The sequence below is a fragment of the Streptomyces sp. NPDC044044 genome (genome assembly GCF_056434405.1).
Map to the genome: position 1 here is coordinate 488,324 of NZ_JBWKFG010000002.1, position 14,026 is coordinate 502,349.

A 14,026-nucleotide genomic window follows, 5' to 3' on the forward strand; every position below is an offset into this window, starting at 1 on the left:
CCGGTACGCAGGGTGGTTGGCTTTCCGCGAACCCCCCGAGTAACAACCGAGTGCTGGAGGAAGTGCCATGGCGCAGGTCGAGGCGACCACGGAGCGGATCATCGCGGCGCAGCCGGAGGACGTCTTCGACGCGCTTGCCGACTACGAAGGCACGCGCCCGAAGATCCTGTCGGAGCACTTCAGCGAGTTCGAGGTGCGTGAGGGCGGCGACGGCGAGGGAACGCTCGTCCACTGGAAGCTCCAGGCGACCAGCAAGCGGATCCGGGACTGCCTCCTCGAGGTCACCGAGCCGACCGACGGACAGCTCGTCGAGAAGGACCGCAACTCCTCCATGGTCACGACCTGGACCGTGACCCCGGCGGGGGAGGGCAAGGCGCGCGTGGTCGTCTCCACCGTGTGGAACGGCGCGGGCGGCATCGGCGGCTTCTTCGAGAAGACCTTCGCCCCCAAGGGGCTCGGGCGGATCTACGACGAGGTGCTCGGCAAGCTCGCCGCCCAGGTCGAGAAGTAGACCGACGCCCGACCGGTCCTCAACTTCGGTAGCCCATAAGGGTTGTTGTCACGCTCACCGTTTCGAGTGGTTTTCAGTTCGGGCCAGTTGTACGGCGTAGGGCTCCCACCGGCGCATACGTGTGCCGGACACCCTGTAGGTGCGACTCGTCGCGCTTGCTCGCAGTTGTCGCGTAATGCGAGAAATGTGCGGCGCAGGCGCGACGAGGGGAGCAGGACGTGGGTGGGACGACGCTGGTGAAGGGCGCCGAGCGGGAGGGTGCCGTGGTGGCCCCGGCGCCTCCCGACGCCCAGGAGGCGCCACCACCCCAGGAGCACGTGTCGGCGACGGCGGGGCTCAGCCCCGCCCGCGTCCGGATGGTCTTCGTCGGGCTCATGCTCGCCCTGCTGCTCGCCGCGCTCGAGCAGATGATCGTCGCCACCGCGCTCCCGAAGATCGTCGGTGAGCTGCACGGCCTGGACAAGATGTCCTGGGCGATCACCGCCTACCTGCTCACGTCCACGATCGGGCTGCCCATCTACGGCAAGCTCGGGGATCTCTTCGGGCGCAAGGGCGTCTTCCAGTTCGCGATTCTCATCTTCATCGTCGGCTCCGCGCTTGCCGGTTGGTCGCGGACGATGGACCAGCTCATCGCCTTCCGCGCCCTCCAGGGCGTCGGCGCGGGCGGTCTCATGATCGGCGTACAGGCGATCATCGCGGACATCGTGCCGCCCCGGGAACGCGGCCGCTACATGGGCCTCATCGGCGCCGCGTTCGGCCTCGCGTCGGTCGCCGGACCGCTGCTCGGCGGGTTCTTCACCGACCACGTCACCTGGCGCTGGTGCTTCTACTTCAACGTGCCCTTCGGACTGGTCACCCTCGCCGTCGTCAGCTTCGGCCTGAAGCTGCCCAAGCCCACCGCCAAGGCCCGACTCGACGTGCTCGGCGCGCTGTTGCTCGCGTCGGCCTCCACCTGCCTCGTGCTCCTGACCAGTTGGGGAGGCACCGAGCACGCCTGGGGCTCGCGCGTCATCCTGGGGCTCGGAGCCGGGGCCTTCGCCTCGGTCGTCCTCTTCGTCGTCGCCGAGCACTTCGCCGCAGAACCGATCATCCCGCTGCGCCTGTTCCGCGACTCGGTCTTCAACGTCACCGGTCTGGTGGGTGTGGTCGTCGGCATCGCCCTCTTCGGAGCGGCCAGTTATCTGCCGACCTTCCTGCAGATGGTCGACGGCGCGAGCGCCACCGAGTCCGGCCTCCTCATGCTGCCGATGATGGGCGGCGTCGTCGGCGCCTCGATCCTCTCCGGACAGCTCATCAGCCACACCGGGCGCTACAAGATCTACCCGGTCGTCGGCGGCGTCCTGTCCGTCATCGGCATGTGGCTGCTCTCCCGGCTCGAGGCCGACACGCCCCGGCTGCACTACAGCATCTGGATGGCCGTACTGGGCGCGGGAGTCGGCCTCGTCATGCCCGTGCTCATCCTCGCCGTGCAGAACGCCGTACGCCCCGCCGACCTCGGCACGGCCACCAGCGCCAACAACTACTTCCGGCAGATCGGCGGCAGCGTCGGCGCCGCGATCTTCGGGACCCTCTTCGCCGACCGGCTCGCGGACTCGCTCGCCGAGCGCATCCCGGCCGGGGCGGGCCTCCCCGACCCCGAGGCCATCACCCCGCAACTCGTCCACGCGATGCCCGCCCCGCTGCGCGACGGCTACATCCAGGCCTACGCCGACGCGATGCCGCGCATCTTCCTCTACCTGGTGCCGGTGCTCGCCCTCGGCATGCTGATCACCTTCTTCCTCAAGGAGACCCCCCTGTTGTCCAGCGCCGCGTCCCAGGACGCCCCCACGGCCGCGCCCACGCCCATTCCCCAGGCCCGTACCGCCTACGCCGCCGGGGTGCCCGTCTGCGGCACCGTGCAGCACCCGGACGGCACGGTGGTGCCCCGCGCCGCCTTGACCCTCATCGACGTCGCGGGGCAGCAGATCGGCCGCGGCGCGAGCGGCGACGACGGGCGGTACGCGCTCTCCACGCCGGGCTCGGGATCGTTCGTCCTGATCGCGGCCGCGGGCGGCCACCAGCCGCAGGCGGTCACCGTCACCGTCGGGGAGCGCCCCGTGGAGCTCGACGTGGTGCTCGGCGGCGCCGGACGCCTGGCCGGCAGCGTCGTCACCGCCGACGGGACCCCGGTCAGGGACGCCGCGGTGACCCTCACCGACGTACGCGGAGAGGTTGTCGCCACCACCCGCAGCGGGCGCGAAGGCGGCTATGTCATCACGGAGCTGGTCGCCGGCGAGTACACCCTCGCCGCCAGCGCACCCGCCTTCCGCCCGGCCGCCCTGCCCGTCAGCGTGCAGGCATCCCGCGAGACCCGCCAGGACGTCGAGCTCGCGGGCGGCGCCGTCCTGCGCGGGACCGTGCGGGCCAGCGGCGGGCGCCCCGTGGAGGACGCGCGCGTGACGCTGCTCGACGCCGCGGGCAACGTCGTGGACACCCTCACGACCAGGGAGGACGGCACTTTCCGGTTCATCGATCTGTCGTCCGGCGAGTACACGGTCATCGCCGCGGGCTATCCGCCGGTGGCCACCGTGCTCCAGGTCGCGGGCGGCGGGCGCACGGAGCGGGATCTCCAGCTGGGGCACGAGGACTAGGCCCGGCCGCACGGAGACCGGCCTGTCCGCGCCTGTCTGACGGACCGGCGGACCGGCGGACCGGCGGACCGGCGGAAAATACCCGCCGGAGGCGCCCCCGCGCGTCCCAATTCCCGTATTGCACCGCATGGCAACCTGAGCCGGTCGTACGGTGGTTGGGGCGGCGCAGGCCCTCGCGGTGCCGCCGGAAGGAGCGAGGCCATGGAATACGGCACCCCGGACGGGCCGGTGGCGCAGCCTGCCATGGCCGGCCGGATCCCCCTCGCCGTGGTCGTCGTCGACGGCGCGGGTCTCGTCTCGCACTGGAGCACCGGCGCACGGAGGCTGTTCGGCTACTCCAGGGAGGCAGCCGTCGGAAGCCCGGCGGGCGACCTGCTTCCGGTGGCCGGCGCGATCCCGGAGGAACGCGCGAACTACTCCGAGTACGACGGCCTGGGCCCCGACCTGGGAACCTCCCTCGACGGACGCATCTCGTACCCCGCCGCCGGGCGCGCGCGGCTCTCCGTGCCCGGCGCCGAGCAGGACCGCGTGGACGTCCTGTGGTGGGCGTACCCACTCGTCGGCCCCGGACCCGAGCGGCTCCTCGTGCTCGCCGCGGACGCCGACCGGCTCGCCGACGAGGAAGGCCATGAGCCGGGCCAGGTGGAGCGGATAGCACCGGCGTTCGCCCTGCACACGGACTTTCCCGGAGCGGAGGAGCTGGCGCGCGGGCTGCCCGAGATCCTGCCCAGCATGAGCGTGGGGGAGAGCTCCCGCATCGTGGCGCAGATCCTCGAACTGGGCTATCCCGTCCTGGAGTTCAGCAAGCACGACCGGGTGCCCGTCACCCCGGACTGGGGCGTGCCGCTCCGCGCCGAGCGCAAGGCACGCAGGCTGCGCACGCAGCGGGCCGCCGCGGAGGGCATCACACCGGAGCCCGGCACACCGGACGAGCCCGAGGACCTCGAGTACGTGGCGGTGCGCGAGCGCCTGGAGTTCCTGAACGAGGTCAGCGGGCGCATCGGCACCTCGCTCGACCTGTCGCGGACGATCATCGAGGTCAGCCGGGCCGTCGTGCCGCGGTTCACGGATGTCGCGGGCACGTACCTGCGCGAACAGGTCGTCGCGGGCGAGGGCTTCCCCGATGGGCCGCCGGACGAGACGACCCTGTGGCACCGGGTCGCCGTGGAGCACACGGACGAGCCGGGCCGCTGGGACGACGTCGTGCCCGTCGGTGAGTCCATGCCGTTCCCTTCGCACACGCCGTTCTTCCAGTGCATGACCTCCGGCGATCCGGTCCTCGTGCCGCGCATCACGGAGCAGATGGGCAATGCGATCGCCTCGCAGTTCGAGAAGCGGGACATCCGCCCGCTCATCAACCACCGCTCGATGCTCGTCGTACCGCTGAAGGCCCGCAATGTGGTGCTCGGGTTCATGATCCTGCTGCGCCACCAGGAGCGGCCCGTCTTCAACGACATGGACCGCGTCACCGGCGCCGAACTCGCCGCCCGCGCGGGCCTCGTGCTCGACAACGCCCGCATGTACACGTACCAGGAGAGTGTCGCCGACACGCTCCAGGACAGCATGCTGCCGCACATCGAGCCGCGCATGACGGGCTGCGACATCGCCACGCGCTATCTGCCGGGCACGCTCCTCGGCCGGGTCGGCGGCGACTGGTTCGACTCCGTGAAACTGCCCGGGTCGCGCACCGCGCTGGTCGTCGGCGACGTGATGGGGCACGGCCTCAACTCGGCGGCGATGATGGGCCAGATGCGCACGGCCGTGCAGACCATGGCCGCCCTCGACCTGCCGCCCGCCCAGCTCCTGCGCAACCTCGACGACCTGGCGCAGCGGCTCGGCGAGCACTATCTCGCGACCTGCCTGTACGCGGTCTACGACCCCATCGCGAGCGAGCTGCACCTGGCCAACGCGGGACACATCCCGCCCGTCCTGGTCCGCGCCGACGACGGCCGCAGCGAACTGCTCGACCTGCCGACGGGAGCGCCCATCGGTGTCGGAGGCGTGCCCTTCGAGGCGGTCACGGTGCGCGTGGCGCCCGGCGACCGGCTCCTGATGTGCACCGACGGCCTCGTCGAGGTGCGCGGCGAGGACATCGGTGTCGGACTCGCCACGCTCACCGAGTCCGCGGCCCACCCCGCGGCCTCCATGGACGCCGCCTGCGACACGATCATCCGGGCGCTGAACACCCGCGGCGGACGCAAGGACGACGTGGCCCTCCTGATGGCACGCCTGAACGGGATCGCGGACGAGGACGTCGCGACCTGGCGGCTCGCGCTCGACCCGGGCGAGGTGGGCAGGGCGCGCGAGCTGGTCCGCGGCCAACTGCGCATCTGGTCCCGTGCCGCCCTGTCCGAGACCGCCGAGCTCCTGGTCAGCGAGCTCGTCACGAACGCCGTACGCCACTCGCGGGGACGCGGCGTCGAACTCCGCCTGGTCCGCGCGGGTGCCACGCTGATCTGCGAGGTCGAGGACGACGACCACACCCTGCCCACGCTCCTGAGCGCGGGCCCCGGCGACGAGTTCGGGCGCGGACTGCGGGTCGTGAGCGTGCTCGCCAAGGAGTGGGGCACGAGCCGTACGGCCTCCGGCAAGACCGTGTGGTTCGAGCTGGTGCCACCACGGAGGTGAAGCCACGTAGGTGAGAGACCTGAGCGCACCCTAGGGGCGTGCGCTCGGTGAGGACGCGGGGAAGACGCGGCGAATGATTGCGCCGGTCACTTGTCCGCGCACCCCAGGCGCGGTAGACCGATCTTGCCGTCGGCTTCGGCGGTCGTCGTCGCATCCTGGGGAGCAGGGCATGAGCGTCACGAGTCGGTACAAGGAGGCCTGGGAGGGGTTCTGGCGGGATGCGCCCGAGGAACCGGGGGCCGTCTTCTGGGACGCCGAGCCCGCGCTCACCGTCGGCATCCATCTCGCCCTCCTCGAACCGCACATGGCGGCCGTGGGACTGCCCGTCGTGGACCTCGGCTGCGGCAACGGCACCCAGACCCGCTTCCTCGCCGACCGCTACCCGCGCGTCATCGGCGCCGACCTGTCCGCCGCCGCCCTCGACCACGCACGGCGCGCCGACCCGGCGGGACAGGTCGAGTTCCGTCAGGTCGACGCCGTGGAGAAGGCCGAGGTCGAGCAGCTGCACGCGGAACTCGGCGACGTGAACGTCTATATGCGCGGGGTGCTCCACCAGTGCGAGCCCGCCGATCGCCAGCCGCTGGTCGACGGCATCGCGGCGCTGCTCGGCGAGCGCGGCAGAGCGTTCGTCGTCGAGCTCGCCGAGGCCGCGGGGACGGTCCTGAAAGGCCTCGCCCAGAGCCCCGACGGCCCGCCGCCGAAACTGGCGCCGGTGTTCTCGCACGGCATCGCGCCGGGCGAGGTCGCGGACACCGCTGTGCCGGAGTACGTCACGGCGGCGGGCCTCACGGTGATCGCGAAGGGCGAACTGCCTCTCACCACGACCGAGTTCACCGCGGACGGCACGCGGATCGAGCTGCCGTCGAAGTGGCTGGTGGTGGGGCGGGCGGGGTGACGGCGGGCGGGATGACGTCGGGCGGTCATTTGCAGGTTCGCGTCAACCGTCCATAGGTTGACCCGATGGGTCTCTTCGACAGACTGACCGGCACCAGGCACCCCACCGGCGGTGTCGCACCGCGTTCGGCCGAGGAAGTCCGGGCCGCGCTGCTCGGGCTCGACGGGCCGGACGTGCCGTACCGCGTGCGGCGCGCCACTCCGGCCGAGAACGCCGACCTCGTGGCGGAGTGGCGGATCCTGGAGCCCGCCTGGCACACGTTCTTCGTCCGCACCCAGCTGGACCGGACCATCAAGACCCGGATGCGTCTGGTGCCGGAGAGCCACGAGGTGCGCACCGTCGACGAGCAGTGGCAGGTCTCGTGGGTCGGGGACGCTCCCCGGCTCGCGCAGTCGCGCGAGTACTCGCGCGGGCAGGTGACCATGAAGACCCGGCAGTGGACGTACGAGCGCGGGGACGACGGCAAGCTGCACAAGAAGGAGACGTTCAGCTTCGACCCCGCCGAGATGAAGGAACCCCTGCGGGACGCGGTTCTCGGTGCGGGGTGGGTGTGGCGGGGAGTGGTGTTCAAGCTGTGAGCCGCAGGCGGGGGCCAGGACGTACGGAGGGACTTGAGGGCTGAGGGACTTGGGGACGTTCCCCGGGGTGTGCCTCAGGAGACCCGTGGCCTGATCCGCCGCGCCGCAACCACCCCAGCGGCCGCCAACGCGCCCGTCAGTGCGAACGCGCCCGTCAGCGCGAACGGGGCCGTCAGCGCGACGGACTCCCTCGCCCATGACGCCGTGATGACGGTGATGGGCGGCGCCGCGACGCCACGCCGGCGCGGGCGCCACCAGCGGCGGCACTCCGACTGACGTGCCGGGTCCCGGCGGCCGTGTCAGGATCGCGGGCGGGGGCTCGTACGCCTGCGTACGTGCTCGTACGCCCTCGTGCGCCCAGGGAGTCGCCCCGTGCCGAACGACACAGCCGCCCGCCGAAGCCCCCGCCGGGCGGCCTTGACGGACTGGGCGGACGGTCTGCCGCCCGCATCGGGAGCCGTGGTCATGGCCACCGCCGTGCTCTCCGTCGGGCTGCACCTGCTCGGCGTGGAGTGGGCGTCGCTGGTCCTGCTCGCCGTGGCGCTGGTGGTCTGGCTCTTCCTCGCCACCGTCTTCGCCCGGCACCTGCTGGCCGAACGGGACCGCTGGCGGCGCGAGATCGACACCCCGCCCGCACTGACCGCCGTCGCCGCGACCGCGGTCCTCGGCACCCGCATCTCGCTGCTCGGACACCAGCCCGTGTCCGTGGCGCTGCTCTGCCTCAGCGTGCTGCTGTGGCCCTTGCTGATGTCCCACGTCATCCGCCACTGGCAGAGCAAGGTGCCGGGCGCCGCCTACCTGGTGTGCGTGGCCACCCAGGCCGTCGTCGTCCTCGCCGCCACCGTGGCCACCGCCGACCGGCAGAAGTGGCTGATGTGGCCCGCCCTCGCACTCTTCGCCATCGGCCTCGTCCTGTACGCCGTGGTGCTGCTCCGCTTCGACTTCCGCCAGCTCGCCACCGGCCAGGGCGACCACTGGATCATCGCCGGTGCCATGGCCATCTCCGCGCTCGCCGGATCGAAGCTGGTCGCCGCCGCCGCGCCGCACGGCCCGCTGAGCTGGGCGACCCCGGCGCACGACGTCCTCAGGGTCGTCACCCTCGTCGCCCTTGGCCTCGCCCTCGCCTGGTACGCGGTGCTCGTCGTCTGTGAACTGCGCTGGCCGCGCCCGCACTACGACGTACGCCGCTGGGCCACCGTCTTCCCCCTCGGCATGACCGCCGTCGCCGCGCTCTCCACCTCCACGGCCGCGGACGTCCCCGCGCTGTGGACCTGCGGGAAGGTGCTGCTCTGGCCCGCGCTCGCGGTCTGGGCGGTGGTCGGGGCGGGCGCGTTCCGTGCAGCGCGCGACAGCGCCGCGCCCCGGACCCCCGCCGGACTCAGCCCGCCGAGGTGACCGCGGCCCCCGGCACCACACTCCGGGGATCCCCCTGCGCCACGTCACGTGCCACAGCGCGGGCGGTCCGCGCGAAGGTCTCGATCACGCCCGTGCCGTGGCCGGCCCGCCACACCAGGCCGTACCCGACCGGCTCGGCGTCGGTGAAGGGGACGTACGCGACACCGGGCCGCGTGAAGTACGTCCCGGTGTGCGCGGGAGCGAGGAACGCGCCCTTGCCGCCCGCGACCATCATCAGCGCCTCCTGCATGTTGGTCACGCCGGGACCGCGGCCGATCGGCCTGCCGGACGGGGTGCGCGAAGGGACATGGTGCTCCAGCCAGTAGTCGGGCAGCTCACCCTCGATGGTCAGGAGCGGTACGTCGGCCAGGTCCTCCAGCGACACCGAGTCCCGCGCGGACAGCGGATGCGCCGATGCGACCGCGAGGACACGCTCCTCCGCGAGCAGCGCGGGCCCGCCGCCCAGGTCTTCCTCGCGCACCGGGAACTCCGTGAGCTGCACGTCGAACTCGCCCTTGCGCAGCTGCCCGTACGGATCGCCGAGCGGCACCTCGCAGATCTCCACCGCGAGCCCCGGATGGCTCACGCGCAGCGCCTCCGTCGCCCGCATCACGATCTCGCCGGCCAGCGGATTGGCGAAGCCCACGTGCAGGACGCTGTCGATGCCGCGCGCGGTGGCCGCGGCCCGCTCGACGGCGGCGTCGATGGCCCGGTGGTGCGGCTCCAGGTCGGCCTGGAGCTGCCGGCCGAGGGCCGTGAGGCCGACACGGCGGCTGGTGCGGATGAACAGCGGGGCGCCGACACGGCGTTCGGTGCGCTGGATCAGCTGGCTCACCCGGGCGCGGGACAGCCGCATGCGCTCGGCCGTCCTGCCGAAGTGCAGCTCCTCGGCCAGGAGCAGGAAGCACTCCAGTTCATCGCGTTCCATCGACGTCCCCCCAGGCGGATCGGATCGGTAAGCCTGGTTGAACGAACGTTGCGATCTTCGCCGTTGTTCCGTCCGTACGCCCTGATCGAAGGTGAGTGAGCCGGGAAATCCCGTGCACCACCGATGAATTGGCGGAGAAACGACATGAGTACGCACAGAGAGTCATCAGCCGGGGCGCCGAGCACGTCCCCGGTCGCCCCGTCCGGCTTCAAGCCCCGCGAGTGGGGCGTCCTGCTCGTCCTGTGCGGCGCGATCTTCCTCGAAGGCATCGACGTGGCCATGCTCAACGTGGCCCTGCCGTCCATCCGCGCCGACCTGGGCCTCTCCACCGGGTCCCTGCAGTGGGTCATGAGCGCCTACGTCCTCGGCTACGGCGGCTTCATGCTGCTCGGCGGCCGAGCGGCCGACCTCTTCGGGCGCCGTCAGATGTTCGTCTTCTGGCTCTCCGTCTTCCTGGTCTTCTCCGGGCTCGGCGGCTTCGCCACCGAGGGCTGGACGCTGATCGTCGCCCGCTTCGTCACCGGCGTCGCCGCGGCCTTCATGACCCCCGCGGGCCTCTCGATCATCACGACGGGCTTCGAGGAGGGCCCGCGGCGCAACAAGGCGCTGCTCTTCTACTCCGGCACCGCCGCGGGCGGCTTCTCGATCGGCCTGGTCGTCGGCGGTCTGCTCACCGCCATCGGCTGGCGCTGGGTCTTCTTCGTGCCCGTGGTGCTCTCCGCCCTGATCCTGGCCGCCGCGCTCGCCTTCGTCCCCAAGTCCCCGCGCCCCGACCGCACCGGGCAGAGCGTCGACCTGGTGGGCGCCCTCACGGTCACCTCCGCGATCGTGCTGCTCGTCCTGGGCGTCGAGCGCGCCTCCCACGCGAGCGCCGCCGCCACGGCCGGCACCCTCGCTGCGGGTCTCGCCCTCCTCGCCGTCTTCGTCGCCGCCGAGCGCCGCTCGCCGTCCCCGCTCGTCCGCCTGGGCATCTTCCGCAGCGGCGCCCTGGTCCGCGCCAATCTCGCGGGGCTGTTCTTCGCGGGCGGCTTCTTCGGGTTCCAGTTCCTCGTCGTCCTCTACCTCCAGGAGCTGCGGGACTGGTCCACGCTCCAGACCAGCTTCGCGATGATCGTCGTCGGCATCGACGCGGTCCTCTCGCCCACCGTCACGCCCAAGCTGGTCGAGCGCTTCGGCAACGCCAGGGTGATCTTCGGCGGTCTTCTCCTCGCCGCGCTCTCCTACGCCCTGTTCCTGCCGGTCGGCGCCGACTGGACGTACCTGGCGATGTTCCCCAGCCTGATCATCCTCGGCCTCGGCTTCGCCCTCACCTACGGACCCCTCACCATCGTCGCCACCGAGGGCGTCAAGGAGGAGGAGCAGGGGCTGGCCGGCGGGCTGCTCTACACCGCCTTCCAGTTCGGTGCCGCGCTCGGCCTCTCCACGGTCACCGCCGTCAACGTCTGGGCCACCACGTCCAGTTCACCCTCCGCGCTCCTCGACGGCTACCGCGCGGCCCTGTGGGTCCCGCTCGCCGCGGCCCTGCTCGCCGCGCTGATCAGCGCCTTCGGGCTCCGCTCGCGGCCGGGCACGGTGACGGCCGCCGGCACACCCGCGGACGAGCGCACCCCCGAGATCCCCGCGACGAACTGACCGCCCCCCCGAAAAAGACCCAGCAGGGAGACCCCGCCATGCCCACCACCAAAGTCAGCGACTTCTCCGACCTCCAGGACACGTTCTTCTCGTACGTACGCGACATCAAGTACGCCACGATGATCACCGTCGACCGCAGGAACCGCCCACGGGCCCGCGTCCTGCTCCCCGTATGGGAGATCGTCGAAGGACGCCCGGTCGGCTGGCTCGCCGCCTACAAGACCCCCGTCAAGACGGCCCACCTGGCCGACAACCCGCACACCACCTACTCCTACTGGAACCCCCGCCAGAACACCGTCCACGTCGACGCGCTCTCCGCCTGGGCCGACGACGAGGCCTCAAGACGCCACGCCTGGGACCTCTACACCAGAGGCGGACCGCCGGGCGTGGGCTACGACCCCGTCCACTACTGGCGCGGCGGCCCGGAGGATCCCGAGTACCACGTGATCCGCATCGAACCCTGGCGGATCCAGCTGGTCCGCGGGTCGGATCTGCGCAGCACGATCTGGCAGCCCACGCCGGTCACGGCGAATTGATCACCGAGAACGCGGGGGCACGCGACGCGGTCGCCGACGGACCTGGTCCAGGAGTTGGCGACCGCGTAGCGTGAGGCGGCATGAAGATCCTGATCAGCGCCGACATGGAGGGCGCCACGGGCGTGACCTGGCCGGCCGACGTGCTGCCCGGTACGCCGCAGTGGGAGCGGTGCCGTTCGATGTTCACATCGGACGTCAACGCCGCCGTGCTCGGCTTCCTCGACGGGGGCGCCGACGAGGTGCTCATCAACGAGGCGCACTGGACCATGCGCAACCTCCTCCTGGAGAACCTCGACGAGCGGGCCCAGATGCTCACCGGGCGGCACAAGTCCCTCTCCATGGTCGAGGGCGTCCAGCACGACGACGTGGACGGCATCGCGTTCATCGGCTACCACGCGGGCGCCGGCATGGAGGGCGTCCTCGCGCACACCTACCTCGCCAACTCGATCACCGGGGTCTGGGTCAACGGCGTCCGGGCGAGCGAGGGACTGCTCAACTCCCACGTCGTCGCCGAGTACGGAGTGCCCGTCGTCCTCGTCACCGGCGACGACCTGGCCTGCGAGGACGCGCTCGGCTACGCGCCCGGCGCCCTGAAGGTCGCCGTCAAGGACCACGTCTCGCGGTACGCGGCGGTCTGCCGCACCCCGCGGCGGACCGCGTCCGACATCCGGGCCGCGGCCAAGGAGGCGGCGGGCCTCGCCGTGCGGCACGACCCGGTCCGGGGCGGACCGTTCACCGTCGACCTCGAATTCGACGCCGAGCACCTTTCCATGGCGTCCACCGTCGTGCCGGGCGTGCGGCGCACCGGCGAACGGAAGATCGCTTACACCAGCGAGACCATGTACGAGGGCATTCGTACGTTCAAGGCGGTCACGACGATCGCTTCGGCGGCAGTGGAGGAGCAGTATGGCTGAGGAGCAGCCGGGGCATCAGGTCGCCGGACACGTCGACGGGCAGGCGCTCGACGAGGTGGTCCGGTTCACCTCGGAGCTCATCCGCATCGACACCACCAACCGGGGCGGCGGCGACTGCCGCGAGCGGCCCGCCGCCGAGTACGCCGCCGAGCGCCTCGCCGAAGCCGGGCTCGAACCGACGCTCCTGGAGCGCACACCGGGGCGTACGAACGTCGTCGCCCGGATCGAGGGCACGGATCCCTCGGCAGATGCGCTGCTCGTGCACGGCCACTTGGACGTCGTGCCGGCCGAGGCCGCCGACTGGAGCGTGGACCCGTTCTCCGGGGAGGTCCGCGACGGCGTCGTCTGGGGCCGTGGCGCCATCGACATGAAGAACATGGACGCGATGATCCTCTCCGTGGTGCGCGGCTGGGCGCGCGCGGGAGTGCGGCCCCGGCGGGACATCGTGATCGCGTTCACCGCCGACGAGGAGGCGAGCGCCGAGGACGGCTCCGGGTTCCTCGCCGATCAGCACGCCTCGCTCTTCGAGGGATGCACGGAAGGCATCAGCGAGTCCGGCGCCTTCACCTTCCACGACGGGCGCGGCAATCAGCTCTACGCCATCGCCGCGGGGGAGCGCGGCACCGGCTGGCTCAAGCTGACCGCGCGCGGCAAGGCGGGCCACGGCTCGAAGGTGAACCACAACAACGCGGTGGGCAAGCTCGCCGCCGCGATCTCCCGGATCGGCGACCACCGCTGGCCGGTGCGGATCACGCCGACGGTGCGGGCCGCACTGACCGAACTGGCCGCGCTGTACGGGGAACAGGCCGATCTGGACGTGCCGGGATTCGACGTGGACGCGCTCCTGGAGAAGCTCGGTCCGGCCGCCGACCTCGTGGCGCCGACCGTGCGCAACAGCGCCAACCCGACGATGCTGCAGGCCGGTTACAAGGTGAACGTGATCCCCGGCGAGGCCGTCGCCTATGTGGACGGCCGCTTTCTGCCAGGTGGGGAGGAAGAGTTCGCCGTCACCCTTGACCGGCTCACCGGAGCGGACGTCGACTGGGAGTTCCACCACCGCGAGGTGGCGCTCCAGGCGCCGGTCCACTCGTCGACGTACGCGAAGATGCGCGCGGCCGTCGAGGAGTTCGCACCCGAGGGACACGTCGTGCCGTACTGCATGTCCGGCGGCACGGACGCCAAGCAGTTCTCACGACTCGGCATCACCGGCTACGGCTTCTCGCCGCTGAGGACACCGGAGGGTTTCGACTACCAGGCGCTCTTCCACGGAGTCGACGAACGCGTCCCGGTCGACGCGCTGCACTTCGGCGTCCGCGTCCTCGACCGCTATCTGAGAACGGCCTAGGGAACACAACCGATCATGGGGGAAGAGAAGGACA

The 14,026-nt window shown here is 71.5% G+C and carries 12 protein-coding genes; 11 read left to right on the plus strand and 1 reads right to left on the minus strand.

The features are described 5' to 3' along the window. Positions 1 to 67 precede the first annotated feature (67 nt). The 7 genes from AC07AG_RS08135 to AC07AG_RS08165 all read left to right on the plus strand — a co-directional run bounded on the left by AC07AG_RS08135 (position 68) and on the right by AC07AG_RS08165 (position 8,637). The gene (locus tag AC07AG_RS08135; RefSeq protein WP_361044312.1) at positions 68 to 511 is read left to right on the plus strand and encodes an SRPBCC family protein; all 444 of its coding nucleotides are present in this window, start codon (positions 68 to 70) and stop codon (positions 509 to 511) included. A 218-nt stretch (positions 512 to 729) separates the two neighbouring features. Beyond that, complete coding sequence (locus tag AC07AG_RS08140) at positions 730 to 3,141, plus strand: MFS transporter (protein ID WP_478753031.1); 2,412 nt, start codon at positions 730 to 732, stop codon at positions 3,139 to 3,141. Between the two features lie 201 nt (positions 3,142 to 3,342). Next, positions 3,343 to 5,769 (plus strand): SpoIIE family protein phosphatase, encoded by a 2,427-nt coding sequence (locus AC07AG_RS08145; protein WP_478753033.1) that lies wholly within the window; start codon positions 3,343 to 3,345, stop codon positions 5,767 to 5,769. Between the two features lie 169 nt (positions 5,770 to 5,938). Further along, the gene (locus tag AC07AG_RS08150; RefSeq protein WP_478753035.1) at positions 5,939 to 6,664 is read left to right on the plus strand and encodes a class I SAM-dependent methyltransferase; all 726 of its coding nucleotides are present in this window, start codon (positions 5,939 to 5,941) and stop codon (positions 6,662 to 6,664) included. Between the two features lie 65 nt (positions 6,665 to 6,729). Further along, complete coding sequence (locus tag AC07AG_RS08155) at positions 6,730 to 7,242, plus strand: hypothetical protein (RefSeq protein WP_478753037.1); 513 nt, start codon at positions 6,730 to 6,732, stop codon at positions 7,240 to 7,242. Positions 7,243 to 7,311: 69 nt separating this feature from the next. Then, positions 7,312 to 7,518 carry a hypothetical protein gene (locus AC07AG_RS08160; protein WP_478753038.1) on the plus strand — a complete coding sequence of 69 codons (207 nt, stop codon included), beginning with the start codon at positions 7,312 to 7,314 and terminating at the stop codon, positions 7,516 to 7,518. A 96-nt stretch (positions 7,519 to 7,614) separates the two neighbouring features. Beyond that, positions 7,615 to 8,637 carry a tellurite resistance/C4-dicarboxylate transporter family protein gene (locus AC07AG_RS08165; RefSeq protein WP_478753039.1) on the plus strand — a complete coding sequence of 341 codons (1,023 nt, stop codon included), beginning with the start codon at positions 7,615 to 7,617 and terminating at the stop codon, positions 8,635 to 8,637. Here the strand turns inward: AC07AG_RS08165 and AC07AG_RS08170 are convergent. Continuing rightward, the gene (locus tag AC07AG_RS08170) at positions 8,621 to 9,565 is read right to left on the minus strand and encodes a LysR family transcriptional regulator (RefSeq protein WP_478753041.1); all 945 of its coding nucleotides are present in this window, start codon (positions 9,563 to 9,565) and stop codon (positions 8,621 to 8,623) included. The genes AC07AG_RS08165 and AC07AG_RS08170 overlap by 17 nt on opposite strands. 144 nt (positions 9,566 to 9,709) lie before the next feature. Between AC07AG_RS08170 and AC07AG_RS08175 the strand changes: the two genes are divergently transcribed. The 4 genes from AC07AG_RS08175 to AC07AG_RS08190 all read left to right on the plus strand — a co-directional run bounded on the left by AC07AG_RS08175 (position 9,710) and on the right by AC07AG_RS08190 (position 13,992). Continuing rightward, positions 9,710 to 11,197 (plus strand): MFS transporter, encoded by a 1,488-nt coding sequence (locus AC07AG_RS08175; RefSeq protein WP_478753042.1) that lies wholly within the window; start codon positions 9,710 to 9,712, stop codon positions 11,195 to 11,197. Positions 11,198 to 11,235: 38 nt separating this feature from the next. After that, on the plus strand, positions 11,236 to 11,733 hold the full coding sequence (locus AC07AG_RS08180) for a pyridoxamine 5'-phosphate oxidase family protein (protein WP_478753043.1): 498 nt from the start codon (positions 11,236 to 11,238) through the stop codon (positions 11,731 to 11,733). Positions 11,734 to 11,813: 80 nt separating this feature from the next. Then, positions 11,814 to 12,647 (plus strand): M55 family metallopeptidase, encoded by an 834-nt coding sequence (locus tag AC07AG_RS08185; RefSeq protein ID WP_478753045.1) that lies wholly within the window; start codon positions 11,814 to 11,816, stop codon positions 12,645 to 12,647. Further along, a complete protein-coding gene (locus AC07AG_RS08190) occupies positions 12,640 to 13,992 on the plus strand; it encodes a M20/M25/M40 family metallo-hydrolase (RefSeq protein WP_478753046.1) in 1,353 nt (450 codons plus the stop codon). Before AC07AG_RS08185 ends, AC07AG_RS08190 begins: the two co-directional genes overlap by 8 nt. Positions 13,993 to 14,026 lie beyond the last annotated feature (34 nt).